We start from the raw sequence: 22,361 nt of genomic DNA, 5'->3' as shown, positions 1-22,361 counted from the left end.
GCGGGGAAAGGGAGTGGCTCTCAGCGCCTACCGTGTCACCCGCCCCTGCACGCCCTCGGCCAGCCAGTTCATCTGCAGGATCTGTTCGTCGCTCAGCTGCGCGCCCTTGGCGATCGCGACGCGGCCTTCGTTGTCGCGCACATCGGTGGTCACCGCACGGAACGGCTGCAGCTTGCCCGCCGCGATGTCCTTCTGCCGCGCCAGCACCTCGTCCTGCACGGCCTTGGGCACCTTCGTGCCGAAGTCGCCGACGCGGATCATTCCTTCCTTCACGCCGCCCCAGAGGTTGCCGCTCTTCCAGGTGCCGTCGAGCACCGCGCGGGCACGCTGCGTGTAGTAGCCGCCCCACTGGTGCGTGACCGCGACGATCTGCGCGTCGGGCGCGATCTTGCGCATGTCGGAGTGGTAGGCCACGGCCATCTTGCCGCGCTCCTGTGCGGCGGTCATCACGGCGGTGGAGCCGGTGTGGAAGGCGAGCACGTCGGCGTTCTGGTTGAACAGCGCCATCGCCGCGTCGCGCTCCTTCGGCGGATCGAACCACGCGTTGAGCCACACCACGACCACCCTGGCCTTCGGATTCACCGAGCGCATGCCGAGCGTGAACGCGTTGATGCCCTGCAGCACCTCGGGAATCGGAAAGCCCGCGACGTAGCCGGCCACGTTCGTCTTCGTCATGCGCCCGGCCGCGATGCCGGCGAGGTAGCGGCCCTCGTAGTAGCGGGCGTTGGCGGTGGCGACGTTGGGCGCGGTCTTGTAGCCGGTGATCGACTCGAACTTCACGCCGGGGAAGTCCTTCGCGACCTTCAGCGTCGGCTCCATGTAGCCGAAGCTCGGCGTGAAGATCAGCTGGCTGCCCTGCTGCGCCAGGTCGCGGATCACGCGCTCGGCATCGGCGCCCTCGGGCACGTTCTCGACGAAGACGGTGTTCACGCGGGGGCCCAGCGCCGCCTCGACGGCCTTGCGGCCCTCTTCATGCTGGCGCACCCAGCCGGCATCGGTGACCGGCGTGACGTAGACGAAGCCGATCTTCAGCGCGTCCTTGGCCAGTGGGGGCTTGGGCGGTGCGCTCTGTGAAAAGGCGGGAGATAAAAAGCAAGCGGCTGCCCACGCCAGAACGGCGCGGCCCGCGAGGTTTTTGTACATGGTGGTCCTCTACATGGCCCCGGTCGAACAAGAAACCCGCAGCCGGCCGGGACGCCCGGCTGCGGGGGGAAGATTTTAGTGCGTGGCGATCCGTCGGGCGCCGCGATGGGCCCCGCCGCGAATCGGCAGCGCGGGTTTGGCGCCCCGCGCCACACAATGGATTCGCCCCATGACGAACCCCATCACCCACACCCTCCACGCCACCCACGCGCACTGGCAGCGCAACCTCGCCGTCTGCATGTTCGGCTCCTTCACCACCATCGTGGCGATGACGCTGCTGCTGCCGTTCCTGCCGCTGTACGTCGAGCAACTGGGCGTGAAGGACCACGCCGCCATCGTGCAGTGGTCGGGTGCGGCCTACGGCGCCACCTTCTTCAGCGCGGCGCTGGTAGCGCCGCTGTGGGGCCGCCTGGCCGACCGCTACGGCCGCAAGCCGATGCTGATCCGCGCGAGCCTGGGCATGGCGGTGGCGATGGCGCTCATCGGCATGGCCGGCAACGTGTGGCAGCTGGTCGGCCTGCGTTTGCTGGCGGGCCTGCTCGGTGGCTATGCCTCGGGCTCGATGGTGCTGGTCGCCACGCAGACGCCGAAGGACCGCACCGGCTGGGCGCTGGGCACGATGTCGTCGGCCATCATGGCCGGCAACCTCGTGGGCCCGCTGGTGGGCGGCGTGCTGCCGCCGCTCATCGGCATCCGTGCGACCTTCTTCGCGGCGGGCGCGATGATCTTCGTGGCCTTTCTTGCCACCGCCTTCCTGATCCGCGAAGAGAAGAAAGCGCCCTCGGCCGCAAAGCAGAGCGACGCGCCCGACACCGGCTGGGCTGCCGTGCCCGACAAGCGCCCGCTCGTCGCGATGCTCTTCACCGGCATGCTGCTGATGCTGGCCAACATGTCGATCGAGCCGATCATCACGGTCTACGTCGCCACGCTGCTCGACGACCCGCAGCGCGTGACGATGATGGCCGGCCTCGTGATGTCGGCAGCCGCGCTCGGCAGCATCCTCTCGGCCTCGCGGCTGGGCAAGCTGGCCGACCGCGTGGGCCACTGGAGCGTGATCGTCGGATGCCTCGCGGTGTCGGCGCTGCTGCTGGTGCCGCAGGCCTTCGTCACGTCGGGATGGCAGCTGGTGGTGCTGCGCTTTCTCATGGGGCTGTCGCTCGGCGGGCTGCTGCCGTGCATCGCGAGCGTGATCCGCCACAACGCGCCCGAGCGCGTGGCCGGCAACATGCTCGGCTACTCGACCTCGGCCCAGTACACCGGCCAGGTGGCCGGCCCGCTGCTCGGCGGCTTCGTGGGCGGGCACATCGGCATGCGCGCCGTGTTCCTCGGCACCTGCGTGCTCATGGCCGCAGGCGCCGGGTGGAACTGGCTGGCGCAGCGCGCGGCGACGTCGTCCGCTACTCGCGGATCTACTCGCTGATGACGGCGCTGCGGTAGGCCTCGTCGCCCTTGATCTCGGCTTCGGAGAACGGCACCTTGAGCCACTTCCCGGCGCTGTAAGCGCGGGTGTAGTCGGCGTTGTGCGCCGAGGCCGGGTCGTCCGACTGCGAGAACGTCAGGAAGGTGTGGGCTTCCACGCCGCCTTCGGGGAACCGCACGATCTGCATGTAGCTGTTGCCGTTCGGGTTGCCGTCCATGGTGTAGCCGCCCTTGTCGAGACGGTTCTCCGAGCACGCGATGGTGAAGTAGCCCAGGCCGCCGCAGCCGCCGTACAGCGGGATCTTCTGGCCGCCTCGGGTGGCGAACAGATAGTCGCCGCGGTGCGCATCGAGGGCGAAGCCGCTGGCTTCCACGCGTGCGACAGCCGCGCCGAAGGCCTGCTGCAGGGCAGGCGCTGCGCCGGCCTTCAGGTCGCGCGGCGTGTGGATCGGATCGCTCGCACTGAAGGGCACGTTGTAGAGCGTGGCCGCGGATTGCAGCGACGCGCGGTTCCAGAACTCGTCCCAGATGTGTGCGCCGCGCGCGCCGATCGTGCCCGTGTTGTTCCAGGCCTTGAGCACCGCGCAGGCGGGGCCGGTGTCCACGTCGCGCCCGATGGCGGCGCCGCCTTGCGGATCGCTCGCCACGTTGATCGTCGGCGTCGCGCACACCATGCCCAGCGCCTGGTCCTTGAACAGTTCGGCCGTCAGCACGCGGCTGTTGAGCACCATCTGCTTGACGGTCTCGGGCGTGGCCGCCTTGCCAGCGTAGCTGTCGGTGCCGTCGATGCGCGCCTGCGCCATCAGGTTGCCCAGGCGCGTGCGGAAGCTCACGGCCTCCGTGCCCGCGGGTCCCATGATGGCCGGGTAGCCGGTCATCGGTGCCTTCGGGTTCGCGAGCCAGTAGCTGTCGTTCGAGTTCTCGACGTAGTCGTCGCGCAGCAGGCTGGGCATGCGCGAAGCGCCGAGCGCGCCCTTCTGCGCGGAGTCGGCATCGGTCTGCCAGTCGCATTCGCTCCTGGAGCCATCGAAGACCGGCACGCGCGGCAGCGACGAGCCGAGCGCTGCGCCCAGCGGCGTTGTGCAGTTGGTCACCTGGGTGGGCGACACATTGGGAATCGCACCGATGTCGGCATACCAGGCCTTGGCCGCGCCGCGTCCGACGGCCACGGTGTTGACCCACGGAATGGCCGATTCCTCGCGCTGGATGGCGATGAATTCATCGAGTGACTTCGCCTGGTTCCAGCGCAGCCAGTTCTTGAAGGTGCGGTAGTTCTCTGCGTTGATGTCGCGGATCGCGAACGCGGTGGTCTGGCTCCAGCCCAGCGCCGCGTTCAGCGGAGCCAGGTTGACCATCGGCCCGTACGCCGACTTGTAGAGCGTGCGCGTCACGGGCGCCACGCTGCCGTCGGCCTGCTTCACGTTGACGGTGAGGTTCATTGCCTGCATCTTCACGGGCTTGCCGTCGCGCATGTAGCTGGTCGGGTCGCCCGCCGCGAGTTTCAGTTCGTAGAAGCCGAAGCGCCGCGCGGTCGACACCGTGTGGCTCCACGCGATGTTGTCGTTGAAGCCGATCAGGATCACCGGGATGCCGAGGAACGAGGTGCCGCTGATGTTGAGCTGGCCCGGTATCGTGAGCTGCGCCTGGTAGAAGCGGTCGGGCCCCCGCCAGTACCAATGCGGGTTGCCGAAGAGCAGCGGACTGCCGTCGCCAGTGGCGGCCGTGCCGAAACCGATCATGTTGCTGCCCACGCCCTCCTTGCCGCCGACCTGCAGCTCGGGCAGGGGCACACTGAGCGCCGCCACCTGCAATGCCGCCTTCTTCGCGCCGCTGCGCGCAGCCATCTTGGTGGGTGCTGCCGGTGCGGGTGCGATCGCATTGGCGATATTCGGCAGGAAGTTGCTGTAGCCGCCCGCGAGGTTGGCTGCGTACATGCGGCGGTAGATGTCCTCGGCCATGATGGGCTTCACCCAGGCTTCGCTGCGGCAGGCTTCGTGCGCCGTGCCGCCGGCCTTCACGTCGCGCACGTAGCGGTTGTAGCCGGCGGCGAAGCCCTCGACCAGCTGCTTCAGGTTGTCGGGCTGGGCCGCGATCATCTTCTCGAGCACGTCGGCCGAGATCACGTGCTTGTGGAAGAAGTCGGAGTCGATGTTCTTCGGCCGCGCGATGGTGCTGCTGGCCACGAGCTGCGCATCACCGCCGAGGTACTGCGAACGCTCGCCGCGGTAGGTCAGAAACGAATCGGCCATCGTGCACAGGTCATCTTCGGCCTGCGCAAAACCGTAGCCGTAGCCCACCCCGGGCCAGTTGTCGGCCTTGATATGCGGCACGCCCAGGGCGGTGCGGCGGATCTCGGCCTTGTAGGCGTCTTCGGCCGGCGGGTTGGTGGGCGGGTTGCCGGCGCCGGGAAAGAACGGGAATCCGCCGCTGCCCCCCCCACCGCCGCCACCGCAGGCGGTGAACATGGCCGCCGTGGCCAGCGCGAGGAGGGACAGCGGCATGGCGCCGCGCGAGGATGTCTGTCTCATGGATGTCTCCGGTTGATGCTCTCTTGATGGAGCACCACCAGCTTAGGCATACAGACCTGCTGCGGCTTGAACGCAGCCGCTGTCATGCGACCGGGCGACTCAGTGCAGCGTCGCGTCGCCCCACGCGTGCGAGGCTTGCTCGTCGGCCGTCACCCGCACCTGGTTCGACAGGAAGGACGGCGACAGGCCGAAGTAGCGCTGGAAGGTGCGGCTCATGTGCGCCGCGTCGGTGAAGCCGCTGACCAGCGCCACGTCGGTCAGGGGGCGGCGCTCGGTGAACTGCTGCACCGTGCGGCGCACCTTGGTCCACAGCGCATAGCGCTTGATCGACACGCCCACCTGCTGCGCGAACAGATGCGTGAGCCGGTCGGGCGAAAGAAAGGCCAGCGCCGACAACTCGCGCAGCGAAATCTGCCCTGCGCGTGCGCGGATGGCCTGCAGCACACGCTCGATGCGCGGGTCGATGGCGGCCTGCAGCTCGGGGCTCCCGGTGATCGACGTGACCAGCTTGGAGCTCAGCCTCTGCAGGCGCCGGTCGGACAGCGCGCCATGCTGCGCCGGCGCGAAGTCGTCGCGCGCGCGGCCGAAGCGGCGCGCGTCGAGCGGCTGGATGCCGTGGCCGCCCAGGTGCCGCGAGAGCATGCGGTAGACGCTGGAGGCCGGGTCGATGTTGAGCGACAACAGCCCGCATCCGTCGACGTCGAGGCGGCGCGACACATGCGGCGCCACCAGCGCGGCGGTGCAGCGCACACGCGTGCCGTCGACCGCCTCGAGCGTGAAGGGATGGCCGCTCACCGAGGCCAGCAGCGTGGCCGACGAACGCGCCGTGAGCCCCGACTGGATCGCCGGCGTGATGTAGAGGAACCTGTCGTCCCACAGGTGCAGGGAGTTGTGCCGCGTAATGGTCATGCCGCCTCGCTTGGGTCTTGTCTCTTGCGCTTGTCTCGCGGCGGATTCTCACGCATTGCGGCCACGGCCCCGGCAAGGGCCCGCGCTCAGCGGGGGTGCCCGGCCTGCAGCTGTGCATGCGGGCGCACCGCCTCCAGCAGCAGCGTCGCCAGCCGGCTCGCCGGCGCCTCGGCGCGGGCCTGCGCGCGGTACAGCACGAGCGAGATCTGCGGCAGCGCGGGCAACGAAAGCACCGCGCGGTCGAGCGCGCGCACCTGCGCAGGCAGGCCGAACGGCGTGCGCACCGTGAGGCCCAGGCCGGCCGAGGTGGCGGCCCACAGCGCCGCCAGGCTGGCGCTGCCAAAAGCGCGGCGCCACGGCAGGCCGGCGCGGTCGAGCGCGGTGATGACGATCTCGCGCAGCGGGCACGGGGCGTCGAGCATGATGAGCGGCAGCGGCTCCTTGCTCTTGACCGCGCGAACGCCCGCACGGTGCTCGCGCTCGGTCCACCAGGGCGCATCGACGCGCTCGGGCGCGGTCGGGCCGATCCACAGCAGCGGCAGCCGCGCCACGCGCTCGGCGTAGGGCGACAGCGGCTGGTCGCCCGCGTCCCATGCCAGGGCCAGGTCGAGCTGGCCCAGTTCGAGCCGCTCGCGCAGCTCGCCGCTGCGCGCCACGCAGGCCTCGATGCGCACCTTGGGATGCGCGCGCGCAAAACGGCCGAGCACGGCCGGCAGCAGCGTCTCGCCGAAGTCTTCCTGCAGGCCCAGCCGCACCCAGCCTTGCAGGTCGACGCCGCGCAAGGCGGCGCTGGCCTCGTCGTTGAGTTCGAGCATGCGGTGCGCGTAGGCCAGCAGCGTTTCGCCGGCATCGGTGAGCGCCAGGCCGCGGCCCTCCTTGCGAAACAGCACGGTGCCGGCCTGCGCCTCCAGCTTCTTGAGCTGCGCGCTCACGGCCGAGGTCGAGCGGCCCAGCTTGTCGGCCGCCCGCGCATAGCTGCCGAGCGCCATGCCGGTGGAGAAAGTGCGCAGCACGTCGAGATCGAACATCACCTGGGTCATTGCGGGTCCTTGCGTCGGTTCTTTCATCATCCCGAATTTCAGGACGATTGGCACATTATTTTCTGATTTTCAAAACCTTTCCAGCGGCGGAAACTGCACCGCGACATGACCCATTCGCCCTCCTCTTCCCCTGTGTTTTCAGCCCGTCACCGCTGGAAGGTGCTCGCCGCTGGCGTCGCCGCCAACGCGGCCTTCTCGGTCGCCTTCAGCGGCATCCCCATGACCGCCGTGCTCATGCGCACCGGCTACCAGCTCGACAACGCCGCGCTCGGCCTGGTGCTCGGCCTCATGGGCCTGGGCATCGCCGTGAGCGAGCTGCCGTGGGGCCTGCTGACCGACCGCTGGGGCGATCGGCCCGTGCTGCTGGCCGGCCTGGGCAGCACGGCGATCGCGCTGGTCGCAATGGCGCTGTGGGCCGCGCCGGGCCATGGCCACATTCCCGGCCTTGGCCTGCTCGGTACGGGGCTGCTGCTGGTCGGCCTGCTCGGCGGCAGCGTGAATGGCGCCAGCGGGCGCGCGGTGATGACCTGGTTCGACGCCCGTGAGCGTGGCCTCGCCATGAGCATCCGCCAAACCGCGGTGCCGCTGGGCGGCGGCATCGGCGCGCTGGTGCTGCCCTTCGTGGCGCTGCATTACGGCTTTGCCGCGCTGTACGGCCTGCTCGCGCTGCTGTGCACGCTGAGCGCGGCGATGAGCTGGGCCTGGGTGCACGAGCCGCCCATCGCGTCGCAATCTAAGCCCACGGAGGCGGCCGCACCGAAGAGCAGCCCGCTGCGCGATGTGCGCGTGTGGCGCATCGTGGCCGGCATCGGCATCCTGTGCGCGCCGCAGTTCGCGGTGCTCTCCTTCGGCACCGTGTTCCTGCACGACTTCGGCCAGGTGGACCTGAGCACGATCACCGCCGCGATGGTCTTCGTGCAGGTGGGTGCGATGGCGATGCGCGTGTGGAGCGGCCGATGGACCGACCGCCGCCGCAACCGCCCGGCCTACCTGCGGGCCTGCAGCGCGCTCAGCGTGGTGCTGTTCGCGGGCCTGGCCGCGCTGGTGATGGCGGCGGGCACCGAGGCGCCGTCACCCGCGCTGCGTGGGGCGCTGATCGCGCTGCTGGCCGTGAGCGGCGTGTGCGTGTCGGCCTGGCACGGCGTGGCCTACACCGAACTGGCCACGCTGGCCGGCGCGGCGCGCGCCGGCACCGCGCTGGGCATGGCGAACACCAGCGTGTTCCTCGTGTGCTTCGTCACGCCCTTCTCGATTCCGCACCTGCTGGCGCTGCAGGGATGGCCGGTCGTGTGGCTGGCGGCCAGCGCGTGTGCGCTGGCGGCGATACCGCTGCTCGTGCCGCGGACCGCCGCGGCGAATCAGAAGGTCGCGAAGACGGCGTTGAGCCGGTCGACGTAGGCGCGCTTGGCGGCCGCGTCGATGAAGCTGCCTTCGAAGCTGTTGGCCGCGAGCTGCCACGCTTGCTGCACGCCGAGCCCGGTCGCCGCGAAGGTCTGCGTGAAGTTCTGGTTCATGTAGCCGCCGAAGTAGGCCGGGTCGTCCGAATTGACGGTGGCGACCAGCCCCGCGTCGAGCAGCGCGCCGAGGTTGTGCTGCGACAGGTCGGGGAACACGCACAGCTTGAGGTTCGACAGCGGGCACACGGTGAGCGGAATGCGGTCTTGCGCCAGCCGCTTCATCAGCGCCGGGTCTTTGGCGCTTTGCACGCCATGGTCGACGCGCTCGACCTTCAGCACGTCGAGCGCGCTCCACACGTAGGCCGGCGGGCCCTCCTCGCCCGCGTGCGCGACGAGGTGAAAGCCCAGTTCGCGGCAGCGCGCGAACACGCGCGCGAACTTCTCGGGCGGATGGCCGACCTCGCTCGAGTCGAGCCCCACGCCGATGAACTTGTCGCGGTACGGCAGCGCCTGCTCCAGCGTCTCGAAGGCGTCTTCCTCGCTCAGGTGGCGCAGGAAGCACAGGATGAGCGAGGCGCTCACGCCCAGCTGGGGCAGCGCATCGACGCAGGCGCGGTGCAGGCCGTTGACCACCGTCTTCATCGACACGCCGCGCGCCGTGTGCGTTTGCGGGTCGAAGAACATCTCGGTGTGCACCACCTGGTCGGCCGCGGCGCGCTCCAGGTAGGCCCAGGCCATGTCGTAGAAGTCCTGCTCCTTGAGCAGCACGCTCGCGCCGGCGTAGTAGATGTCGAGAAAGCTCTGCAGGTTGGTGAAGGCGTAGGCGCGGCGCAGCTCTTCCACGCTGGCATACGGGATCGAGACACCGTTTCGCTGCGCGAGCGCGAAGATCAGCTCGGGCTCGAGCGAGCCTTCGATGTGCATGTGCAGCTCGGCCTTGGGCATGGCGCGCAGCAGCTCGGGCAGGCGTTCGGCGGGAATGCGCTGCGCGAAGCTGGGGTCGAAGAGGGGGCGGCTGGAATCGGTCATGGGGTGGAGCGCTCGGGAGGCGACGTTGTGATCGCGCACAGCATAAGGGCAGACACCATCGGCGCCATCTCCGAAAGCGTATACGCTGCCCCGCCTTTTCCCCCAAACTGATCTGGGTCAAATCTGGCCGCGCAGGATGCGATAGGCTTGCACCCCGGCAGGCCCGGCATCGGGTGTGTTCCCTCCACTCCGCGCGCAGCGTGCATTCGTGCCCTGGCGCCGTCCTTGATCGACTCGCATGACCCTACAAAACGCCTTCACCCGCGAAGACCTGCTGCGCTGCAGCCGCGGCGAACTGTTCGGCCCCGGCAACGCACAGCTGCCCGCCCCGAACATGCTGATGGTGGACCGCATCACCCACATCAGCGCCGAGGGCGGTACCTACGGCAAGGGCGAACTCACGGCCGAGCTGGACATCACGCCCGACCTGTGGTTTTTCGCCTGCCACTTCGAAGGCGACCCGGTCATGCCGGGCTGCCTGGGCCTGGACGCCATGTGGCAACTGGTCGGCTTCTTCCTCGGCTGGCAGGGCCTGCCGGGCCGCGGCCGCGCGCTCGGCTCGGGCGAGGTGAAGTTCACGGGCCAGGTCTTGCCGACCGCCAAGCTCGTCACCTACAGCATCCAGATCAAGCGCGTGCTCAAGGGCAAGCTGAACCTGGCCATCGCCGACGGCTCGGTGAGCGTCGACGGCCGCCAGATCTACACCGCCGAGGGCCTGCGGGTCGGCGTGTTCACTTCCACCGACAACTTCTGAGGGCTTTGCCATGCGCCGCGTCGTCATCACCGGTCTGGGCATCGTTTCGTGCCTGGGCAACGACAAGGAGACCGTCTCCGCCAACCTGCGCGCCAGCCGCCCCGGCATCCGGTTCCAGCCGGCCTATGCCGAAATGGGCCTGCGCAGCCAGGTGGCCGGCTCCATCGACCTTCCCCTCGAAGACCTCATCGACCGCAAGCTGTATCGCTTCGTCGGCCACGCGGCGGCCTACGCCTACCTGGCCATGAAGGACGCCATCGCTGACGCCGGCCTGACCGAGGAGCAGGTGTCCAACCCGCGCACCGGCCTCATTGCCGGATCGGGCGGCGCCTCCACGCTCAACCAGATGGAAGCGCTCGACCTGCTGCGCGAAAAGGGCGTCAAGCGCGTGGGCCCCTACCGCGTGACGCGGACCATGAGCAGCACCGTGTCCGCCTGCCTGGCCACGCCCTTCAAGATCAAGGGCCTGAACTACTCCATCGCCTCGGCTTGCGCCACCAGCGCGCACTGCATCGGCAACGCCATGGAGCAGATCCAGATGGGCAAGCAGGACATCGTGTTCGCCGGCGGCGGCGAAGAAGAACACTGGACCCAGTCGTTCCTGTTCGACGCCATGGGTGCGCTGTCCACCAAGTACAACGACACGCCCGAGAAGGCCTCGCGCGCCTACGACGCCGAGCGCGACGGCTTCGTCATCGCGGGCGGCGGCGGCATGGTCGTGGTGGAGTCGCTCGACCACGCACTGGCGCGCGGCGCAAAAATCTACGCCGAGATCGTCGGCTACGGCGCCACCTCCGACGGCTACGACATGGTCGCACCCAGCGGCGAAGGCGCCGTGCGCTGCATGCAGATGGCCATGTCCACCGTCGACACGCCCATCGACTACCTGAACACCCACGGCACCTCCACGCCCGTGGGCGACGTCATGGAAATGAAGGGCGTGCGCGAAGTCTTCGGCGACAAGGCGCCGGCCATCAGCTCCACCAAGAGCCTGTCGGGCCACTCGCTGGGCGCCGCGGGCGTGCACGAGGCGATCTACTGCCTGCTGATGATGGAAGGCCGCTTCATGGCCGGCTCGGCCAACATCGAAGCGCTCGACCCCGAAGTGGCCGACATGCCGATCCTCACCGCGACGCGCGAGAACGCCACCGTCGACACGGTGATGAGCAACAGCTTCGGCTTCGGCGGCACCAACGCCACGCTGGTGCTCAAGCGCTGGAAGGACGCGTAGTCCTGCCGCCTGTCGGGCCCCGTCGCGCCCGCGACGATGGGCCCGTCGGCGCTTGGCTAGACTGGGTTTCCCCATCCACACCGCGAGGAGACCCATGGCGATCGACACCCTTTCCACCTGGCACCGGCTCGTCAAGACACGCGACGTGGCGGGCCTGGACACCCTGCTGGCCGACGACGCCGTCTTCCTCTCACCCGTGGTGCACCGGCCGCAGGTCGGCAAGGCGATCACGAAGCAGTACCTCGCCGCGGCCTTCCAGGTCTTCTTCAACGAGAGCTTCCGCTACGTGCGCGAACTCCAGGGGCCGAATGACGCGGTGCTTGAGTTCGAACTTGAACTGGATGGCATCGCGATCAACGGCGTCGACATGATGAAGTGGAACGCCCAGGGGCAGATCACCGAGTTCAAGGTGATGCTGCGTCCGCTGAAGGCGGTGAACCTGATCCACCAGAAGATGGCGGCGCAGCTGCAGGCGGCTGCGCAGTAAGCGGGCTCAGGGACAGGCCAGCTCCGTCCTGGCCACGGCGCACAGCCGCGCCTTCTCGGCCGCGGGCAACGTGAGCCCCGGCATCAGCCCGTCCAGCCTCAGCACCGCCGGGTAGAGCCGCACATCCTGCGGGTTCTTGCGGTAGGCCCGCAGCACCAGTTCCTGGCTCTTCTTTCCGCAATGCTGGCGCTGCTGGCGCGCCACCTCCTTATCGTGCGCCGAACCGTCGCCGTTGAATTCGCCGGCGAAGTGAAAACACATCTCGGCGTCGTCCACGGCCTTGCGCAGGCGCTGCTCTTCCTTCGAGAACGCCGGCGGTGCGGCGAACGACGACGACACGGCCAACAGTGCCGCACCTGCCGCCATGACCCCTTGCAGCTTCATGGTGTGAATCCTTTTCCTGAATGAAAAAAGGGCCGTCCGCAGACGACCCTTCTCGTGGCAATCGCCGAAGCGATCGATCAATGATTACTTCTTGTCGCCGCCCGGCACCTTGCCTTCGACGCCCTTGACGTAGAAGTTGACGCCCGACAGGAACTTGTCGTCGGCGACCGCGTCCTTGGCGATCAGCTCCTTGCCGTCCTGGCCGACGATCGGGCCCTTCCAGATCGAGAAGCTGCCGTCCTTCAGGCCCTTCTTCACTTCCTCGACCTTGGCCTTGGCTTCGGCCGGCACGTCTTCGGCGATCGAGACGATGTCGATCGCGCCTTCCTTCACGCCCCACCAGGTCTGGCCGGTGGTCCACTTGCCGTCCAGTGCGTCCTGCGTGGTCTTGATGTAGTACGGTGCCCAGTTGATGATGGCCGAGCCCAGGTGGGCCTTCGGGCCGTAGGCGGTCATGTCGGAGTCCCAGCCGAAGGCGCGCTTGCCCTTTTCCTGCGCGGTCTTGAGCACGGCCGGCGAGTCGGTGTTCTGGAACAGCACGTCGGCGCCGCCGTTGATGAGGGCGGTGGCGGCTTCGGTTTCCTTGGGCGGGCTGAACCACTCGTTCACCCACACGACCTTGGTCGTGATCTTCGGGTTGACCGACTGCGCGCCCAGCGTGAAGCTGTTGATGTTGCGCAGCACTTCAGGGATCGGCACCGAGCCGACCACGCCCAGCGTGTTGCTCTTGGTCATGGAGCCGGCGATCACGCCGGCCATGTATGCGCCTTCGTAGGTGCGGCTGTCGTAGGTGCGCATGTTCTCGGCGGTCTTGTAGCCGGTCGCGTGCTCGAACTTCACGTCCTTGCTGTCGTTGGCGACCTTGAGCATGGGCTCCATGTAGCCGAAGGTGGTGCCGAAGATCAGCTTGTTGCCCTGGCCCACGAAGTCGCGGAACACGCGCTCGGCGTCGGCCGACTCGGGCACGCTTTCGACGAAGGTGGTCTTGATCTTGTCGCCGAATTCCTTCTCGAGCGCCTTGCGGGCGTTGTCGTGCGCGAAGGACCAGCCGCCGTCGCCCACGGGACCGACATAGGCGAATGCGATGTTCAGCGGCGCCGCCGGTGCGGGCGCCGGGGCGGCCGCGGGGGCCGGTGCCGGCGATGCTGCGGGGGCGGCCGCCTCTTCCTTCTTGCCGCAGCCGATGAGGGCCGCCGAAGCCACCGCGGTGAGGGCGGCGAGCTTGAGCAGGGAACGCTTGTTCAGATCATTCATTGTCGAAATCCTCGGAAGAAAAGGACGGGTTGGCAAAAAAACGAGAACGCGATTATGAGCCGGGGTAGAACGGTTTCCCCATCGACGCCGGCATGTTGATGCGGATGAACGCCGGGTTGCGCGAGATCAGCGCCAGCACCACGATCGGCGCGATGTACTGGGCCATGCTGAGAAACTGCGAGGGCACGTCGACGCCGCTGCTCTGCAGATGAAAACCGAGCATCGAGACGCCGCCGAACAGGTAGGCGCCGAGCAGCACGCGAATGGGGCGCCAGGTGGCGAAGGTGGTCAGCGCCAGCGCGATCCAGCCGCGGCCGGCGACCATGCCCTCGACCCACAGCGGCGTGTACACGGTCGACAGGTACGCGCCCGCCAGCCCGCACAGCGCACCGCCTGCGATCACCGCCAGGAAGCGGATGCGCCGCACCGGGTAGCCCAGCGCATGCGCCGACTCGGGCGATTCGCCGACCGAGCGCAGCACGAGACCGGCCCGGGTGCGGTACAGGAACCAGATGAGCCCGATGGTGAGCAGCACCGCCACGTACACCATCGGGTGATGGCGGAACAGCGCGGGGCCGGCCAGCGGAATATCGGCCAGCACGGGAATGGCGAAGGGCGTGCTCTCGGGCAGCTTGGCCTGCACGAAGCTGATGCCCGCGAAGGCCGAGAAGCCGACGCCGAACAGGCTCAGCGCCAGGCCCGTCGCGTACTGGTTGGTGTTGAGCCAGATCACGAGCACGCCGAAGAAGGCCGCGAGCAAGGCACCCGCCGCCATGCCGGCCAGGAAGCCGAGCCAGGGGTTGTGCGTGATGACCACCGTCGCGAAGCCCGCGATGGCGGCGCACAGCATCATGCCCTCGGCGCCGAGGTTGACGATGCCGGCCTTCTCGTTGATCAACAGGCCCAGCGCCGCGATGGCGAGCACGGTGCCCGCGCTCAGGGTCGAGCCCAAGAGGAGTGCGTAGCTTTCCATGGTCAGAGGCTCCCTTCGGTGGGGCGCGCCACCGGCGCGGTGAGCGGCGTACTGGCCTGCAGCGAGCTCGTGGTCAGTGCGGCCGCCTTCGTGGCGGCCTTGCGGCGGATGCGGTAGGCGATGAGCGTGTCGCAGGCCAGCAGCGTGAACAGCAGCAGGCCCTGGAACACGCCGGTGAGCGACTTGGGCAGGCCCAGGCGCGACTGCGCGAGTTCGCCGCCGATGTAGAACATGCTCATCAGGAGGGCCGAGAAGATCATGCCCACCGGATGCAGGCGCCCAACGAAGGCCACGATGATGGCCGCGAAGCCGTAGCCCGCGGGCACGTACGGCGTGAGCTGGCCGATGGGGCCGGCCACTTCGAGCGCGCCCGCCAGGCCGGCCGCGCCGCCCGAGGTGAGCAGCGCGATCCACACCGCGCGGCGTGCCGAGAAGCCCGCATAGCGCGCCGCCGCGGGCGCCAGCCCGCCGACCTGCTGCGCGAAGCCCGCGCGCGTGCGGAACAGGAACACCCACAGCGCGCCCGCGCCGACCAGCGCGATGATCAGCCCGATCGACACGCGCGAGCCCTTCATGAGCCGCGGGATCTGCGTCACCGCCTCGAAGGTCTTGGTCTGCGGAAAGTTGTAGCCCTGCGGGTCTTTCCAGGGGCCGAAGACCAGGTAGCTCAGCATCAGCGTGGCCACGTAGACCAGCATCAGGCTCACCAGGATTTCGTTGGCGTTGAACTTGTCGCGCAGGAACGCGACGATGCCCGCCCATGCCATGCCACCCGCGATGCCCGCCAGCAGGATGGCCGCGACGATCCAGCTGCCGGTGCCCTTGTCGGCCAGCAGCGCCACGCCGCCCGCCGCGATGGCGCCGAACACGAACTGCCCCTCGGCACCGATGTTCCAGACGTTGGAGCGAAAGCACACGGCCAGGCCCAGTGCAATGATGAGCAGCGGCGTGGCCTTCACCATCAGCTCGCCGATGGCGTAGCCGCTCTTGATCGGCTCGTAGAAGAACACCTGCAGGCCCTTGACCGGGTCCTTGCCGAGCGCGGCGAACAGCGCCACGCCGATGAGCACGGTGATCAGCAGCGCCAGGATCGGCGAGGCAAAGCTCCAGAAGCGCGACAGCTCCGGGCGGGGTTCAAGCTTGAGCATGCGCGCCCTCCTTCTTGTTGTTCTGATGGGGCTGCGCCTGCGGCCACAGGCCGCTCATCCACTCGCCAATCTGCGGCAGCGTGGCCGCCGCGCGGTCGATCGAGGGCGACAGCCGCCCCTTGGCGATCACGTGCAGCCGGTCGCAGATGTTGAACAGCTCGTCAAGCTCCTCGCTGATCACGAGCACGGCGCAGCCGGCGTCGCGCAACGCGAGGATCTCGGCATGGATGAGCGCGGCCGCGCCCACGTCCACGCCCCAGGTCGGCTGCGAGACGATGAAGAGCTTGGGGTTGGCGTCGATCTCGCGGCCGACGATGAATTTCTGCAGGTTGCCGCCCGACAGCGAGCGCGCCGCCGCGTTCGGGCCGCCGGCCTTCACCTTGAAGCGCTCGATGATGGAACGCGCCTGCTTGTCGAGTTCGGCGGTGCGAATCCAGCCGCCCTTGCCCACCGCATTGCTGCGCGTGAGCAGCAGGTTGTGCGCCAGGCCCAGCGTGGGCACCGCGCCGCGCCCCAGCCGTTCCTCGGGCACGAAGTGCAGGCCCAGCGCGCGCCGCGCGCGCGGGCGCAGCCGGCCGGCGGGCTTGTCGAACACCTGGACCATCGAGGCTTCGGCGCGCACGTCCTCGCCCGACAGCGTGTAGAGCAGTTCCTTCTGGCCGTTGCCCGAGACACCGGCAATGCCCACGACCTCGCCGGCGCGCACCTCGAAAGAGATGCCGTCGAGGTCAACGCCGAACTGGTCTTCGCGCACCAGCTTCAGGCCCTGCACGCGCAGCGCCACCGCACCGGCATGCAACGGGCGGTGCTGCAGCGGCGGCGGCTCGCTGCCGATCATCAGGCGCGAGAGCGACTCGGTGCTCTCGTTGCGCGGGTTGCACACGCCCGTGACCTTGCCGCCGCGCAGCACGGTGCAGGCCGTGCACAGCTCCTGGATCTCGTGCAGCTTGTGGCTGATGTACAGGATGCTGCAGCTTTCCGAGGCCAGCTTGTTCAGCACGCCGAACAGACGAATGACGGCCTGCGGCGTGAGCACGGAGGTCGGCTCGTCGAGGATCAGCAGCTTGGGGTTGGTGAGCAGCGCGCGGATGATCTCCACCCGCTGCATCTCGCCCACCGACAGCGTGTGCACGGGGCGCGCGGGGTCGATGTCCAGGCCGTACTCGCTGGCCTTGGCCGTGATGCTGCGGGCCACCTCGGCCAGCGCGAGCGACTTGTCCAGGCCCAGCCAGACGTTCTCGGCCACGGTGAGCGTGTCGAACAGGCTGAAGTGCTGGAACACCATGCTGATGCCCAGCGCCCGCGCCTGCTGCGGGTTGCGCAGGTTGACCGCCTGGCCGTCGAAGGTGACGGTGCCTTCGTCGGGCTTGACCGAGCCGTAGATGATCTTCATCAGGGTCGATTTGCCCGCGCCGTTCTCTCCGAGCACGGCATGGATTTCGCCGGGCTGCACGGCCAGGGAGATGTCGCTGTTGGCCACCACCGCGGGGTACCGCTTGGTGATGTGCGCCAGCTGGAGTCTGGGGGTTGTCATGCCGGGTTTCGTGGGTTTGTCTCGTTCAACTGCAACAAAGCGGGGACAGCTATAAGTTTAATAGCGTCCCCGCGACCATCGGCGCCCGACGGCGCTCTACTCAGCCTCTCAGTGCCCGCCGATGTAGGCGAACTTGAACAGGAAGATCGCCGCGATCACCCACACCATCGCATGCACTTCCCGTGCCCGGCCGGTGCACAGCTTGAGCACGGCGTAGGTGATGAAGCCGAAGGCCAGGCCGTTGGCGATCGAGTAGGTGAAGGGCATGGCCAGCGCCGTGACCGCCGCCGGGATCACCTCGGTGGTGTCTTCCCAGTCGAGCTCGACCAGGTCGCGCAGCATCAGGCAGCCCACGAAGAGCAGCGCCGGTGCAGTGGCGTAGGCCGGCACCGAGCCCGCCAGCGGCGAGATCATCAGGCAGGCCAGGAACAGCAACGCCACCACCACGGCCGTGAGGCCGGTGCGGCCGCCGGCTTGCACGCCAGCCGCGCTTTCCACGTAGGCCGTGGTGCTCGAGGTGCCCAGCAGCGAGCCCGCGAAGATCGCGCCGCTGTCGGCCAGGAGCGCCTTGTTCATGCGCTCCATCTTGCCGGGCACCAGGAGGCCGGCGCGCTTGGCCACGCCCATCAGCGTGCCGGTGGCGTCGAACATCTCGACCAGGAAGAACACCAGCACCACGTTCAGGATGCCGCCCTTGAGCGCGCCGAGGATGTCCAGCTGCATGAAGGTCGGTGCGATGGACGGTGGCGCGTCGAAGACGCCGTGGAACTTGTTGCCGCCGAAGAAGAACGACAGCACCGTCACCAGCATGATCCCGATCAGGATCGCCCCGCGTACCTTCAATCGGTCGAGCGCCACGATGACGAGAAAACCGATGGTTGCCAGGATCACGGGCGCAGAGTGCAGATCGCCCAGCGTGACGAAGGTGGCCGGCGAGGCGGCGACGATGCCCGCGCTCTTCAGTGCGATGAGCGCCAGGAACATGCCGATGCCCACGGTGATCGCCGTTCGCAAGGACTGCGGTATGCCCGCAATGAACAGCTCCCGCAATCCGGTGACCGTCACGATCAAGAAGAGGCAGCCCGAGATGAACACCGCGCCCAGCGCGATCTGCCACGTGTAGCCCATGCCGAGCACGACCACGTAGGCGAAGTAGGCATTCAGGCCCATGCCCGGCGCCATGGCGATCGGGTAGTTGGCGTACAGGCCCATGATCAGCGTGCCGATGGCCGCGATCAGGCAGGTGGCCACGAAGACCGCGCCCTTGGGCATGCCCGCGTCCCCGAGGATCGAGGGGTTCACGAAGATGATGTAGGCCATCGTCAGGAAGGTCGTCAGCCCTGCGATGACTTCGGTGCGCACGGTGGTGTTGTGCTCGGTCAGCTTGAACAGGCGTTCCAGCAGACCGGTGTTGGCCGGTGCGGCCGCCGCACGCAACGGCGCCGCCTCGGTGGCCCCGGCGGCCCGGGGAGTGGTGGCCTTCGGCACCTCTTCATACCTGTTCATTTCGCTTGTCTCCAGCTGTTGTATGTGGCGGTTCGTTCATCGTTGCCTCGGTCGCGACGCCGGCGCGACCGAGGACTCAGGGAGGATCGGAAAGCGGTTCAGCCGGCAGGGTTCGCGCGGCGGCAGGTGCGGCTTCGAAGCCGGGCCGCAGCGACGCCGCCACGCCCTTGATGCATTCGCGCAGCCAGCGCGCGGAACTCGACGAATGGGTACGTTCGTGCCAGAGCTGGTAGTACATGAGACGCGGCAGCGCGGCCGGGCACTCGAGGATCTTCAGGGGCAGCCGTGCGGCAAAGCGCTCGCAGTACTGGCGCCCGGTGGTCAGCACCAGCAGGCTGGAGGCCACCATGTCGGGAATGAGGCTGAAATGCGCGCAGCGCGCCGTGATGTTGCGCTGCCGCCCCAGCTCGTCGAGCATCTGGTCGATGATGCCGCGCCCGCCCGGGTGCATCGGCGTGGGCGCGATGTGCTCGGCCGCCAGCCAGGTCTCCAGGTCCCAGCCGCGGCGCACGGCCGGATGGTCCTGGTTGACCAGCGACACCACCTCGTCGCCGAACAGGCGCGCCATGTGCAGGTCTTCCGGCGGCTTGAGCCAGTTGCCGATCACCAGGTCGACCTGCCCGAGCGCCAGGTGCCCGTGGTAGTCCGAGTCGGGCGTGAGCGCATGGATCTCGATCTGGCACAGCGGCGCCTCGCGCTTGACCTGCGCCACCAGCATCGGCAGGAACAGCGGGTCCATGTAGTCGCTGGCCGCGATGCGGAAGGTGGTGGCTGCCGACTGCGGCTCGAAGCCCCGTGCATCCGAGAACAGCATCTCCGCCGCGCGCAGGATGCTGGCGGCGGGCTCGATCATCCGCAGCCCCGCGTCGGTGGGCACCATGCCCGAGCCCGAGCGCACCAGCAGCGGGTCGCCCGACAGCTCGCGCAGGCGCTTCAGCGCGGCCGAGACGGCCGGCTGGTACATGCCCAGGCGAATGGCTGCGCGCGAGACGCTGCGGTCGGTCAACACGGTATGAAGCACCCGTATGAGATGAAGATCGATCTTGTCGAAAAGCGCCTGGTCTCTCATGGCTGTTCACACCTTTCTTGTCTGTGCGAACAGTTATACAGCGCAACATTTGGAGAACGGAAGGACGCTCGGACCGTGCGAGCACGGCCGGTGCTCATTCGCCAGAGGCTGCCTGCACCGCGGTCAGGGCGCGGAGGATGGATTCGCTCGTGGCCGGCGCCTTCAGCGGCGGATCGACCCGGTGCCCGCCCGCGGCCGACACGGCATCGCGGATCGCGAAGAACACCGAGAACGGCAGCAACAGCGGCGGTTCGCCCACGGCCTTGCTGCGGTGAATGGAGTCTTCGACGTTCTGGCCCTCGAACAGGCGCACGTTGAACACCGGCGGGCAGTCGTTGGCCGTCGGAATCTTGTAGGTACTGGGCGCGTGCGTGGTGAGCTTGCCGCTTTGCGGGTGCCACACGAGCTCCTCGGTGGTGAGCCAGCCCATGCCCTGGATGAAGGCGCCTTCGACCTGGCCAATGTCCACGGCCGGGTTCAGCGACTTGCCCGCGTCGTGCAGGATGTCGGCGCGCAGCAGTTTCCATTCGCCGGTGAGGGTGTCGACCACCACTTCGCTCACCGCCGCGCCGTAGGCGTAGTAGTAGAACGGACGGCCCTGCATCTTGTCCTTGTCCCAGCTCAGGCCGGGCGTGGCGTAGAAGCCGTCGGACCACAGCTGCTTGCGGTCGAGGTAGGCCTCGCCCACCACGGTGCTGAAGGCCAGCGTGCGGCCGTTCACTTCGACCTGGTCGTTGGCGAAGCGCACGTCGGCGGCGTTGCCGCCATGGCGTTCGGCGGCGCAGGCGGCCAGGCGTTCGCGGATCTGGCGGGCGGCGTCCTGCGCGGCCTTGCCGTTCAGGTCGGCGCCGGTCGAGGCGGCCGTGGCCGAGGTGTTGGCCACCTTGGTCGTGTCGGTCGCGGTGACGCGCACGCGCTCGAAGCTCACGCCCAGCTCGTGCGCCACCACCTGCGCCACCTTGGTGTTCAGGCCCTGGCCCATCTCGGTGCCGCCGTGGTTCACGAGGATCGAGCCGTCGGTGTACACGTGCACCAGCGCGCCGGCCTGGTTGAAGTGCTTCACGTTGAACGAGATGCCGAACTTCAACGGCGCCAGCGCCAGCCCGCGCTTGAGCACCGGGCTCTTGGCGTTGAAGGCGGCGATCTCCTCGCGGCGCAGGCGGTAGTCGCTGGTTTCTTCGAGCTCGGCCACGAGTTCGTGGACGATGTTGTCGGTCACGGTCTGGCGGTACGGCGTGACGTTGTTCTCGCCCTTGCCGTAGAAGTTGGCGCGCCGCACGTCGAGCGGATCGCGCTTCAGTTCGCGCGCCACCGAGTCCATGATGTTCTCGATGGCGATGGCGCCCTGCGGGCCGCCGAAGCCGCGGAACGCCGTGTTGCTCTGCGTGTTGGTCTTGCCCGAGAAGCCGTGCATGCTCACGTTGGGCAGCCAGTAGGCGTTGTCGAAGTGGCACAGCGCGCGCGTCATCACCGGGCCCGACAGGTCGGCCGAGTGGCCGGCGCGCGACACCATCGTGATCTCGGCGCCGAGGATGCGGCCCTCGTCGTCGTAGCCCACCTCGTACTCGTACCAGAAGCAGTGGCGCCGGCCGGTGACCATGAAGTCGTCGTCACGATCGAGCCGCAGCTTCACGGGGCGCTGCAGCTGGCGCGCCGCGATGGCCGCCACGCAGGCGAACAGCGCCGACTGCGATTCCTTGCCGCCGAAGCCGCCGCCCATGCGCCGGCATTCCACATGCACCTCGTTCGAGGACAGGTGCAGCGCGTGCGCCACGAGGTGCTGCATCTCGCTGGGGTGCTGCGTCGAGCAGTGGATGTGCAGCGTGCCGCCCTCTTTCGGAATGGCGTAGCTGATCTGGCCTTCCAGGTAGAACTGTTCCTGCCCGCCGACGTCGAGCGTGGCGCTGTGGCGATGCGGCGCCTTCGCGATGGCGGCGCGCACGGCCGCCTCGTCACCCTCGTTGGCGGCCCCGCCGCTGCGCACGATGTGCATCGGCGGCACCACGTACTGGCCGCGCGCATGCGCGTCCTGCGGCGTGATGACGGGCGGCTGCGCCTCGATGGTCAGCGCGTCCCTGGCCTTGGCGGCGGCGCGGCGTGCGGCATCGCGGGTTTCGGCGATCACGGCGAACACGGGCTGGCCGAGGTAGCGAATCTCGCCGCCGTCGTTCACGGGCAGCAGGATCGGGTCGTCGTGAATGATCGAGCCGCAGTCGTTGGTGCCGGGGATGTCGTCGGCGGTGATCACCGTGACCACGCCGGGCATGGCGCGGATGGCGTCGAGGGACAGCGCCGTCACGCGGCCGTTGGCCACCGGCGACAGGCCCAGCGCGCAGTGCAGCGTGCCGGCGAGCTCGGGAATGTCGTCGATGTAGGTGGCCTCGCCGGCCACGTGCAGGTGCGCCGACTCGTGCGGGCGGCTGATGCCCACGCGCATGCCGCGGTCGTGCGCCAGCGCCTCGGCGCCCACGTCGATGCGGGCGGCGGTGTTCTTCAGGTAGTCGGCAAAGGCCTCGGCCGGCTGCAGCAGGCGGGCGTCGATGGGTTTGTTCATGG

General features: G+C 68.4%; 18 protein-coding genes. 5 read left to right on the top strand and 13 right to left on the bottom strand.

Features of this window, described 5'->3' with window-relative positions:
* Window positions 1-27: 27 nt before the first annotated feature.
* A complete protein-coding gene (locus ASD34_RS05930) occupies window positions 28-1,143 on the bottom strand; it encodes a BMP family ABC transporter substrate-binding protein (protein ID WP_056574180.1) in 1,116 nt (371 codons plus the stop codon).
* A 169-nt stretch (window positions 1,144-1,312) separates the two neighbouring features.
* Here ASD34_RS05930 and ASD34_RS05925 point away from each other — a divergent pair, with 169 nt between their 5' ends.
* The gene (locus ASD34_RS05925; protein ID WP_056574177.1) at window positions 1,313-2,563 is read left to right on the top strand and encodes an MFS transporter; all 1,251 of its coding nucleotides are present in this window, start codon (window positions 1,313-1,315) and stop codon (window positions 2,561-2,563) included.
* On the opposite strand, the gene ASD34_RS05920 is transcribed toward ASD34_RS05925, so the two are convergent.
* The 3 genes from ASD34_RS05920 to ASD34_RS05910 all read right to left on the bottom strand — a co-directional run bounded on the left by ASD34_RS05920 (window position 2,553) and on the right by ASD34_RS05910 (window position 7,039).
* Window positions 2,553-5,090 carry a penicillin acylase family protein gene (locus ASD34_RS05920; RefSeq protein WP_056574174.1) on the bottom strand — a complete coding sequence of 846 codons (2,538 nt, stop codon included), beginning with the start codon at window positions 5,088-5,090 and terminating at the stop codon, window positions 2,553-2,555. The two genes, ASD34_RS05925 and ASD34_RS05920, sit on opposite strands and share 11 nt — an antisense overlap.
* A 99-nt stretch (window positions 5,091-5,189) precedes the next feature.
* Window positions 5,190-5,999, bottom strand: coding sequence for a helix-turn-helix domain-containing protein (locus tag ASD34_RS05915; protein ID WP_056574171.1), 810 nt, complete (start codon window positions 5,997-5,999; stop codon window positions 5,190-5,192).
* A gap of 86 nt (window positions 6,000-6,085) precedes the next feature.
* Window positions 6,086-7,039: a LysR substrate-binding domain-containing protein gene (locus tag ASD34_RS05910; protein ID WP_056574167.1), complete on the bottom strand. Its 954-nt coding sequence runs from the start codon at window positions 7,037-7,039 to the stop codon at window positions 6,086-6,088.
* Window positions 7,040-7,144: 105 nt separating this feature from the next.
* On the opposite strand from ASD34_RS05910, the gene ASD34_RS05905 reads away from it, so the two are divergent.
* Window positions 7,145-8,437: an MFS transporter gene (locus tag ASD34_RS05905; protein WP_056574163.1), complete on the top strand. Its 1,293-nt coding sequence runs from the start codon at window positions 7,145-7,147 to the stop codon at window positions 8,435-8,437.
* Here the strand turns inward: ASD34_RS05905 and ASD34_RS05900 are convergent.
* On the bottom strand, window positions 8,398-9,465 hold the full coding sequence (locus tag ASD34_RS05900) for an adenosine deaminase (protein WP_056574160.1): 1,068 nt from the start codon (window positions 9,463-9,465) through the stop codon (window positions 8,398-8,400). The two genes, ASD34_RS05905 and ASD34_RS05900, sit on opposite strands and share 40 nt — an antisense overlap.
* A 238-nt stretch (window positions 9,466-9,703) precedes the next feature.
* On the opposite strand from ASD34_RS05900, the gene fabA reads away from it, so the two are divergent.
* The 3 genes from fabA (at window position 9,704) to ASD34_RS05885 (ending at window position 11,937) form a co-directional block, all read left to right on the top strand.
* Window positions 9,704-10,219 carry a 3-hydroxyacyl-[acyl-carrier-protein] dehydratase FabA gene (fabA, locus tag ASD34_RS05895; protein WP_056574156.1) on the top strand — a complete coding sequence of 172 codons (516 nt, stop codon included), beginning with the start codon at window positions 9,704-9,706 and terminating at the stop codon, window positions 10,217-10,219.
* Window positions 10,220-10,229: 10 nt separating this feature from the next.
* The gene (fabB, locus tag ASD34_RS05890; protein ID WP_056574153.1) at window positions 10,230-11,450 is read left to right on the top strand and encodes a beta-ketoacyl-ACP synthase I; all 1,221 of its coding nucleotides are present in this window, start codon (window positions 10,230-10,232) and stop codon (window positions 11,448-11,450) included.
* Between the two features lie 94 nt (window positions 11,451-11,544).
* Window positions 11,545-11,937: a nuclear transport factor 2 family protein gene (locus tag ASD34_RS05885; RefSeq protein ID WP_056574149.1), complete on the top strand. Its 393-nt coding sequence runs from the start codon at window positions 11,545-11,547 to the stop codon at window positions 11,935-11,937.
* 6 nt (window positions 11,938-11,943) lie between these two features.
* On the opposite strand, the gene ASD34_RS05880 is transcribed toward ASD34_RS05885, so the two are convergent.
* The 8 genes from ASD34_RS05880 to xdhB all read right to left on the bottom strand — a co-directional run bounded on the left by ASD34_RS05880 (window position 11,944) and on the right by xdhB (window position 22,359).
* Window positions 11,944-12,402 (bottom strand): hypothetical protein, encoded by a 459-nt coding sequence (locus ASD34_RS05880; protein WP_157609646.1) that lies wholly within the window; start codon window positions 12,400-12,402, stop codon window positions 11,944-11,946.
* Window positions 12,403-12,405: 3 nt separating this feature from the next.
* Entirely contained in the window at window positions 12,406-13,575 is a 1,170-nt protein-coding gene (locus tag ASD34_RS05875; protein WP_056574143.1) for a BMP family ABC transporter substrate-binding protein, read from the bottom strand.
* A gap of 52 nt (window positions 13,576-13,627) precedes the next feature.
* Window positions 13,628-14,548 carry an ABC transporter permease gene (locus ASD34_RS05870; protein ID WP_056574139.1) on the bottom strand — a complete coding sequence of 307 codons (921 nt, stop codon included), beginning with the start codon at window positions 14,546-14,548 and terminating at the stop codon, window positions 13,628-13,630.
* Window positions 14,549-14,550: 2 nt separating this feature from the next.
* Entirely contained in the window at window positions 14,551-15,696 is a 1,146-nt protein-coding gene (locus ASD34_RS05865; protein ID WP_056574135.1) for an ABC transporter permease, read from the bottom strand.
* The gene (locus ASD34_RS05860; RefSeq protein ID WP_056574131.1) at window positions 15,683-17,230 is read right to left on the bottom strand and encodes an ABC transporter ATP-binding protein; all 1,548 of its coding nucleotides are present in this window, start codon (window positions 17,228-17,230) and stop codon (window positions 15,683-15,685) included. Before ASD34_RS05860 ends, ASD34_RS05865 begins: the two co-directional genes overlap by 14 nt.
* Before the next feature lie 108 nt (window positions 17,231-17,338).
* The gene (locus tag ASD34_RS05855) at window positions 17,339-18,736 is read right to left on the bottom strand and encodes an NCS2 family permease (protein WP_056574128.1); all 1,398 of its coding nucleotides are present in this window, start codon (window positions 18,734-18,736) and stop codon (window positions 17,339-17,341) included.
* Window positions 18,737-18,812: 76 nt separating this feature from the next.
* On the bottom strand, window positions 18,813-19,805 hold the full coding sequence (locus ASD34_RS05850) for a LysR family transcriptional regulator (protein WP_056574125.1): 993 nt from the start codon (window positions 19,803-19,805) through the stop codon (window positions 18,813-18,815).
* Between the two features lie 94 nt (window positions 19,806-19,899).
* Window positions 19,900-22,359 carry a xanthine dehydrogenase molybdopterin binding subunit gene (xdhB, locus tag ASD34_RS05845; RefSeq protein WP_056574121.1) on the bottom strand — a complete coding sequence of 820 codons (2,460 nt, stop codon included), beginning with the start codon at window positions 22,357-22,359 and terminating at the stop codon, window positions 19,900-19,902.
* Window positions 22,360-22,361: the final 2 nt, after the last annotated feature.

Source organism: Variovorax sp. Root473, assembly GCF_001426505.1.
Lineage (GTDB): Bacteria > Pseudomonadota > Gammaproteobacteria > Burkholderiales > Burkholderiaceae_C > Variovorax.
Note: the sequence above shows the minus strand (reverse complement) of the source record. Positions and strands in the feature narration are given on the sequence as shown.

Bases quoted from the DNA above. Each gene is read 5' to 3' on its own strand.
- ASD34_RS05930 (WP_056574180.1), bottom strand. From the start codon at position 1,143: ATGTACAAAAACCTCGCGGGCCGCGCCGTTCTGGCGTGGGCAGCCGCT.
- ASD34_RS05925 (WP_056574177.1), top strand. From the start codon at position 1,313: ATGACGAACCCCATCACCCACACCCTCCACGCCACCCACGCGCACTGG.
- ASD34_RS05920 (WP_056574174.1), bottom strand. From the start codon at position 5,090: ATGAGACAGACATCCTCGCGCGGCGCCATGCCGCTGTCCCTCCTCGCG.
- ASD34_RS05915 (WP_056574171.1), bottom strand. From the start codon at position 5,999: ATGACCATTACGCGGCACAACTCCCTGCACCTGTGGGACGACAGGTTC.
- ASD34_RS05910 (WP_056574167.1), bottom strand. From the start codon at position 7,039: ATGACCCAGGTGATGTTCGATCTCGACGTGCTGCGCACTTTCTCCACC.
- ASD34_RS05905 (WP_056574163.1), top strand. From the start codon at position 7,145: ATGACCCATTCGCCCTCCTCTTCCCCTGTGTTTTCAGCCCGTCACCGC.
- ASD34_RS05900 (WP_056574160.1), bottom strand. From the start codon at position 9,465: ATGACCGATTCCAGCCGCCCCCTCTTCGACCCCAGCTTCGCGCAGCGC.
- fabA (WP_056574156.1), top strand. From the start codon at position 9,704: ATGACCCTACAAAACGCCTTCACCCGCGAAGACCTGCTGCGCTGCAGC.
- fabB (WP_056574153.1), top strand. From the start codon at position 10,230: ATGCGCCGCGTCGTCATCACCGGTCTGGGCATCGTTTCGTGCCTGGGC.
- ASD34_RS05885 (WP_056574149.1), top strand. From the start codon at position 11,545: ATGGCGATCGACACCCTTTCCACCTGGCACCGGCTCGTCAAGACACGC.
- ASD34_RS05875 (WP_056574143.1), bottom strand. From the start codon at position 13,575: ATGAATGATCTGAACAAGCGTTCCCTGCTCAAGCTCGCCGCCCTCACC.
- ASD34_RS05870 (WP_056574139.1), bottom strand. From the start codon at position 14,548: ATGGAAAGCTACGCACTCCTCTTGGGCTCGACCCTGAGCGCGGGCACC.
- ASD34_RS05865 (WP_056574135.1), bottom strand. From the start codon at position 15,696: ATGCTCAAGCTTGAACCCCGCCCGGAGCTGTCGCGCTTCTGGAGCTTT.
- ASD34_RS05860 (WP_056574131.1), bottom strand. From the start codon at position 17,230: ATGACAACCCCCAGACTCCAGCTGGCGCACATCACCAAGCGGTACCCC.
- ASD34_RS05855 (WP_056574128.1), bottom strand. From the start codon at position 18,736: ATGAACAGGTATGAAGAGGTGCCGAAGGCCACCACTCCCCGGGCCGCC.
- ASD34_RS05850 (WP_056574125.1), bottom strand. From the start codon at position 19,805: ATGAGAGACCAGGCGCTTTTCGACAAGATCGATCTTCATCTCATACGG.
- xdhB (WP_056574121.1), bottom strand. From the start codon at position 22,359: ATGAACAAACCCATCGACGCCCGCCTGCTGCAGCCGGCCGAGGCCTTT.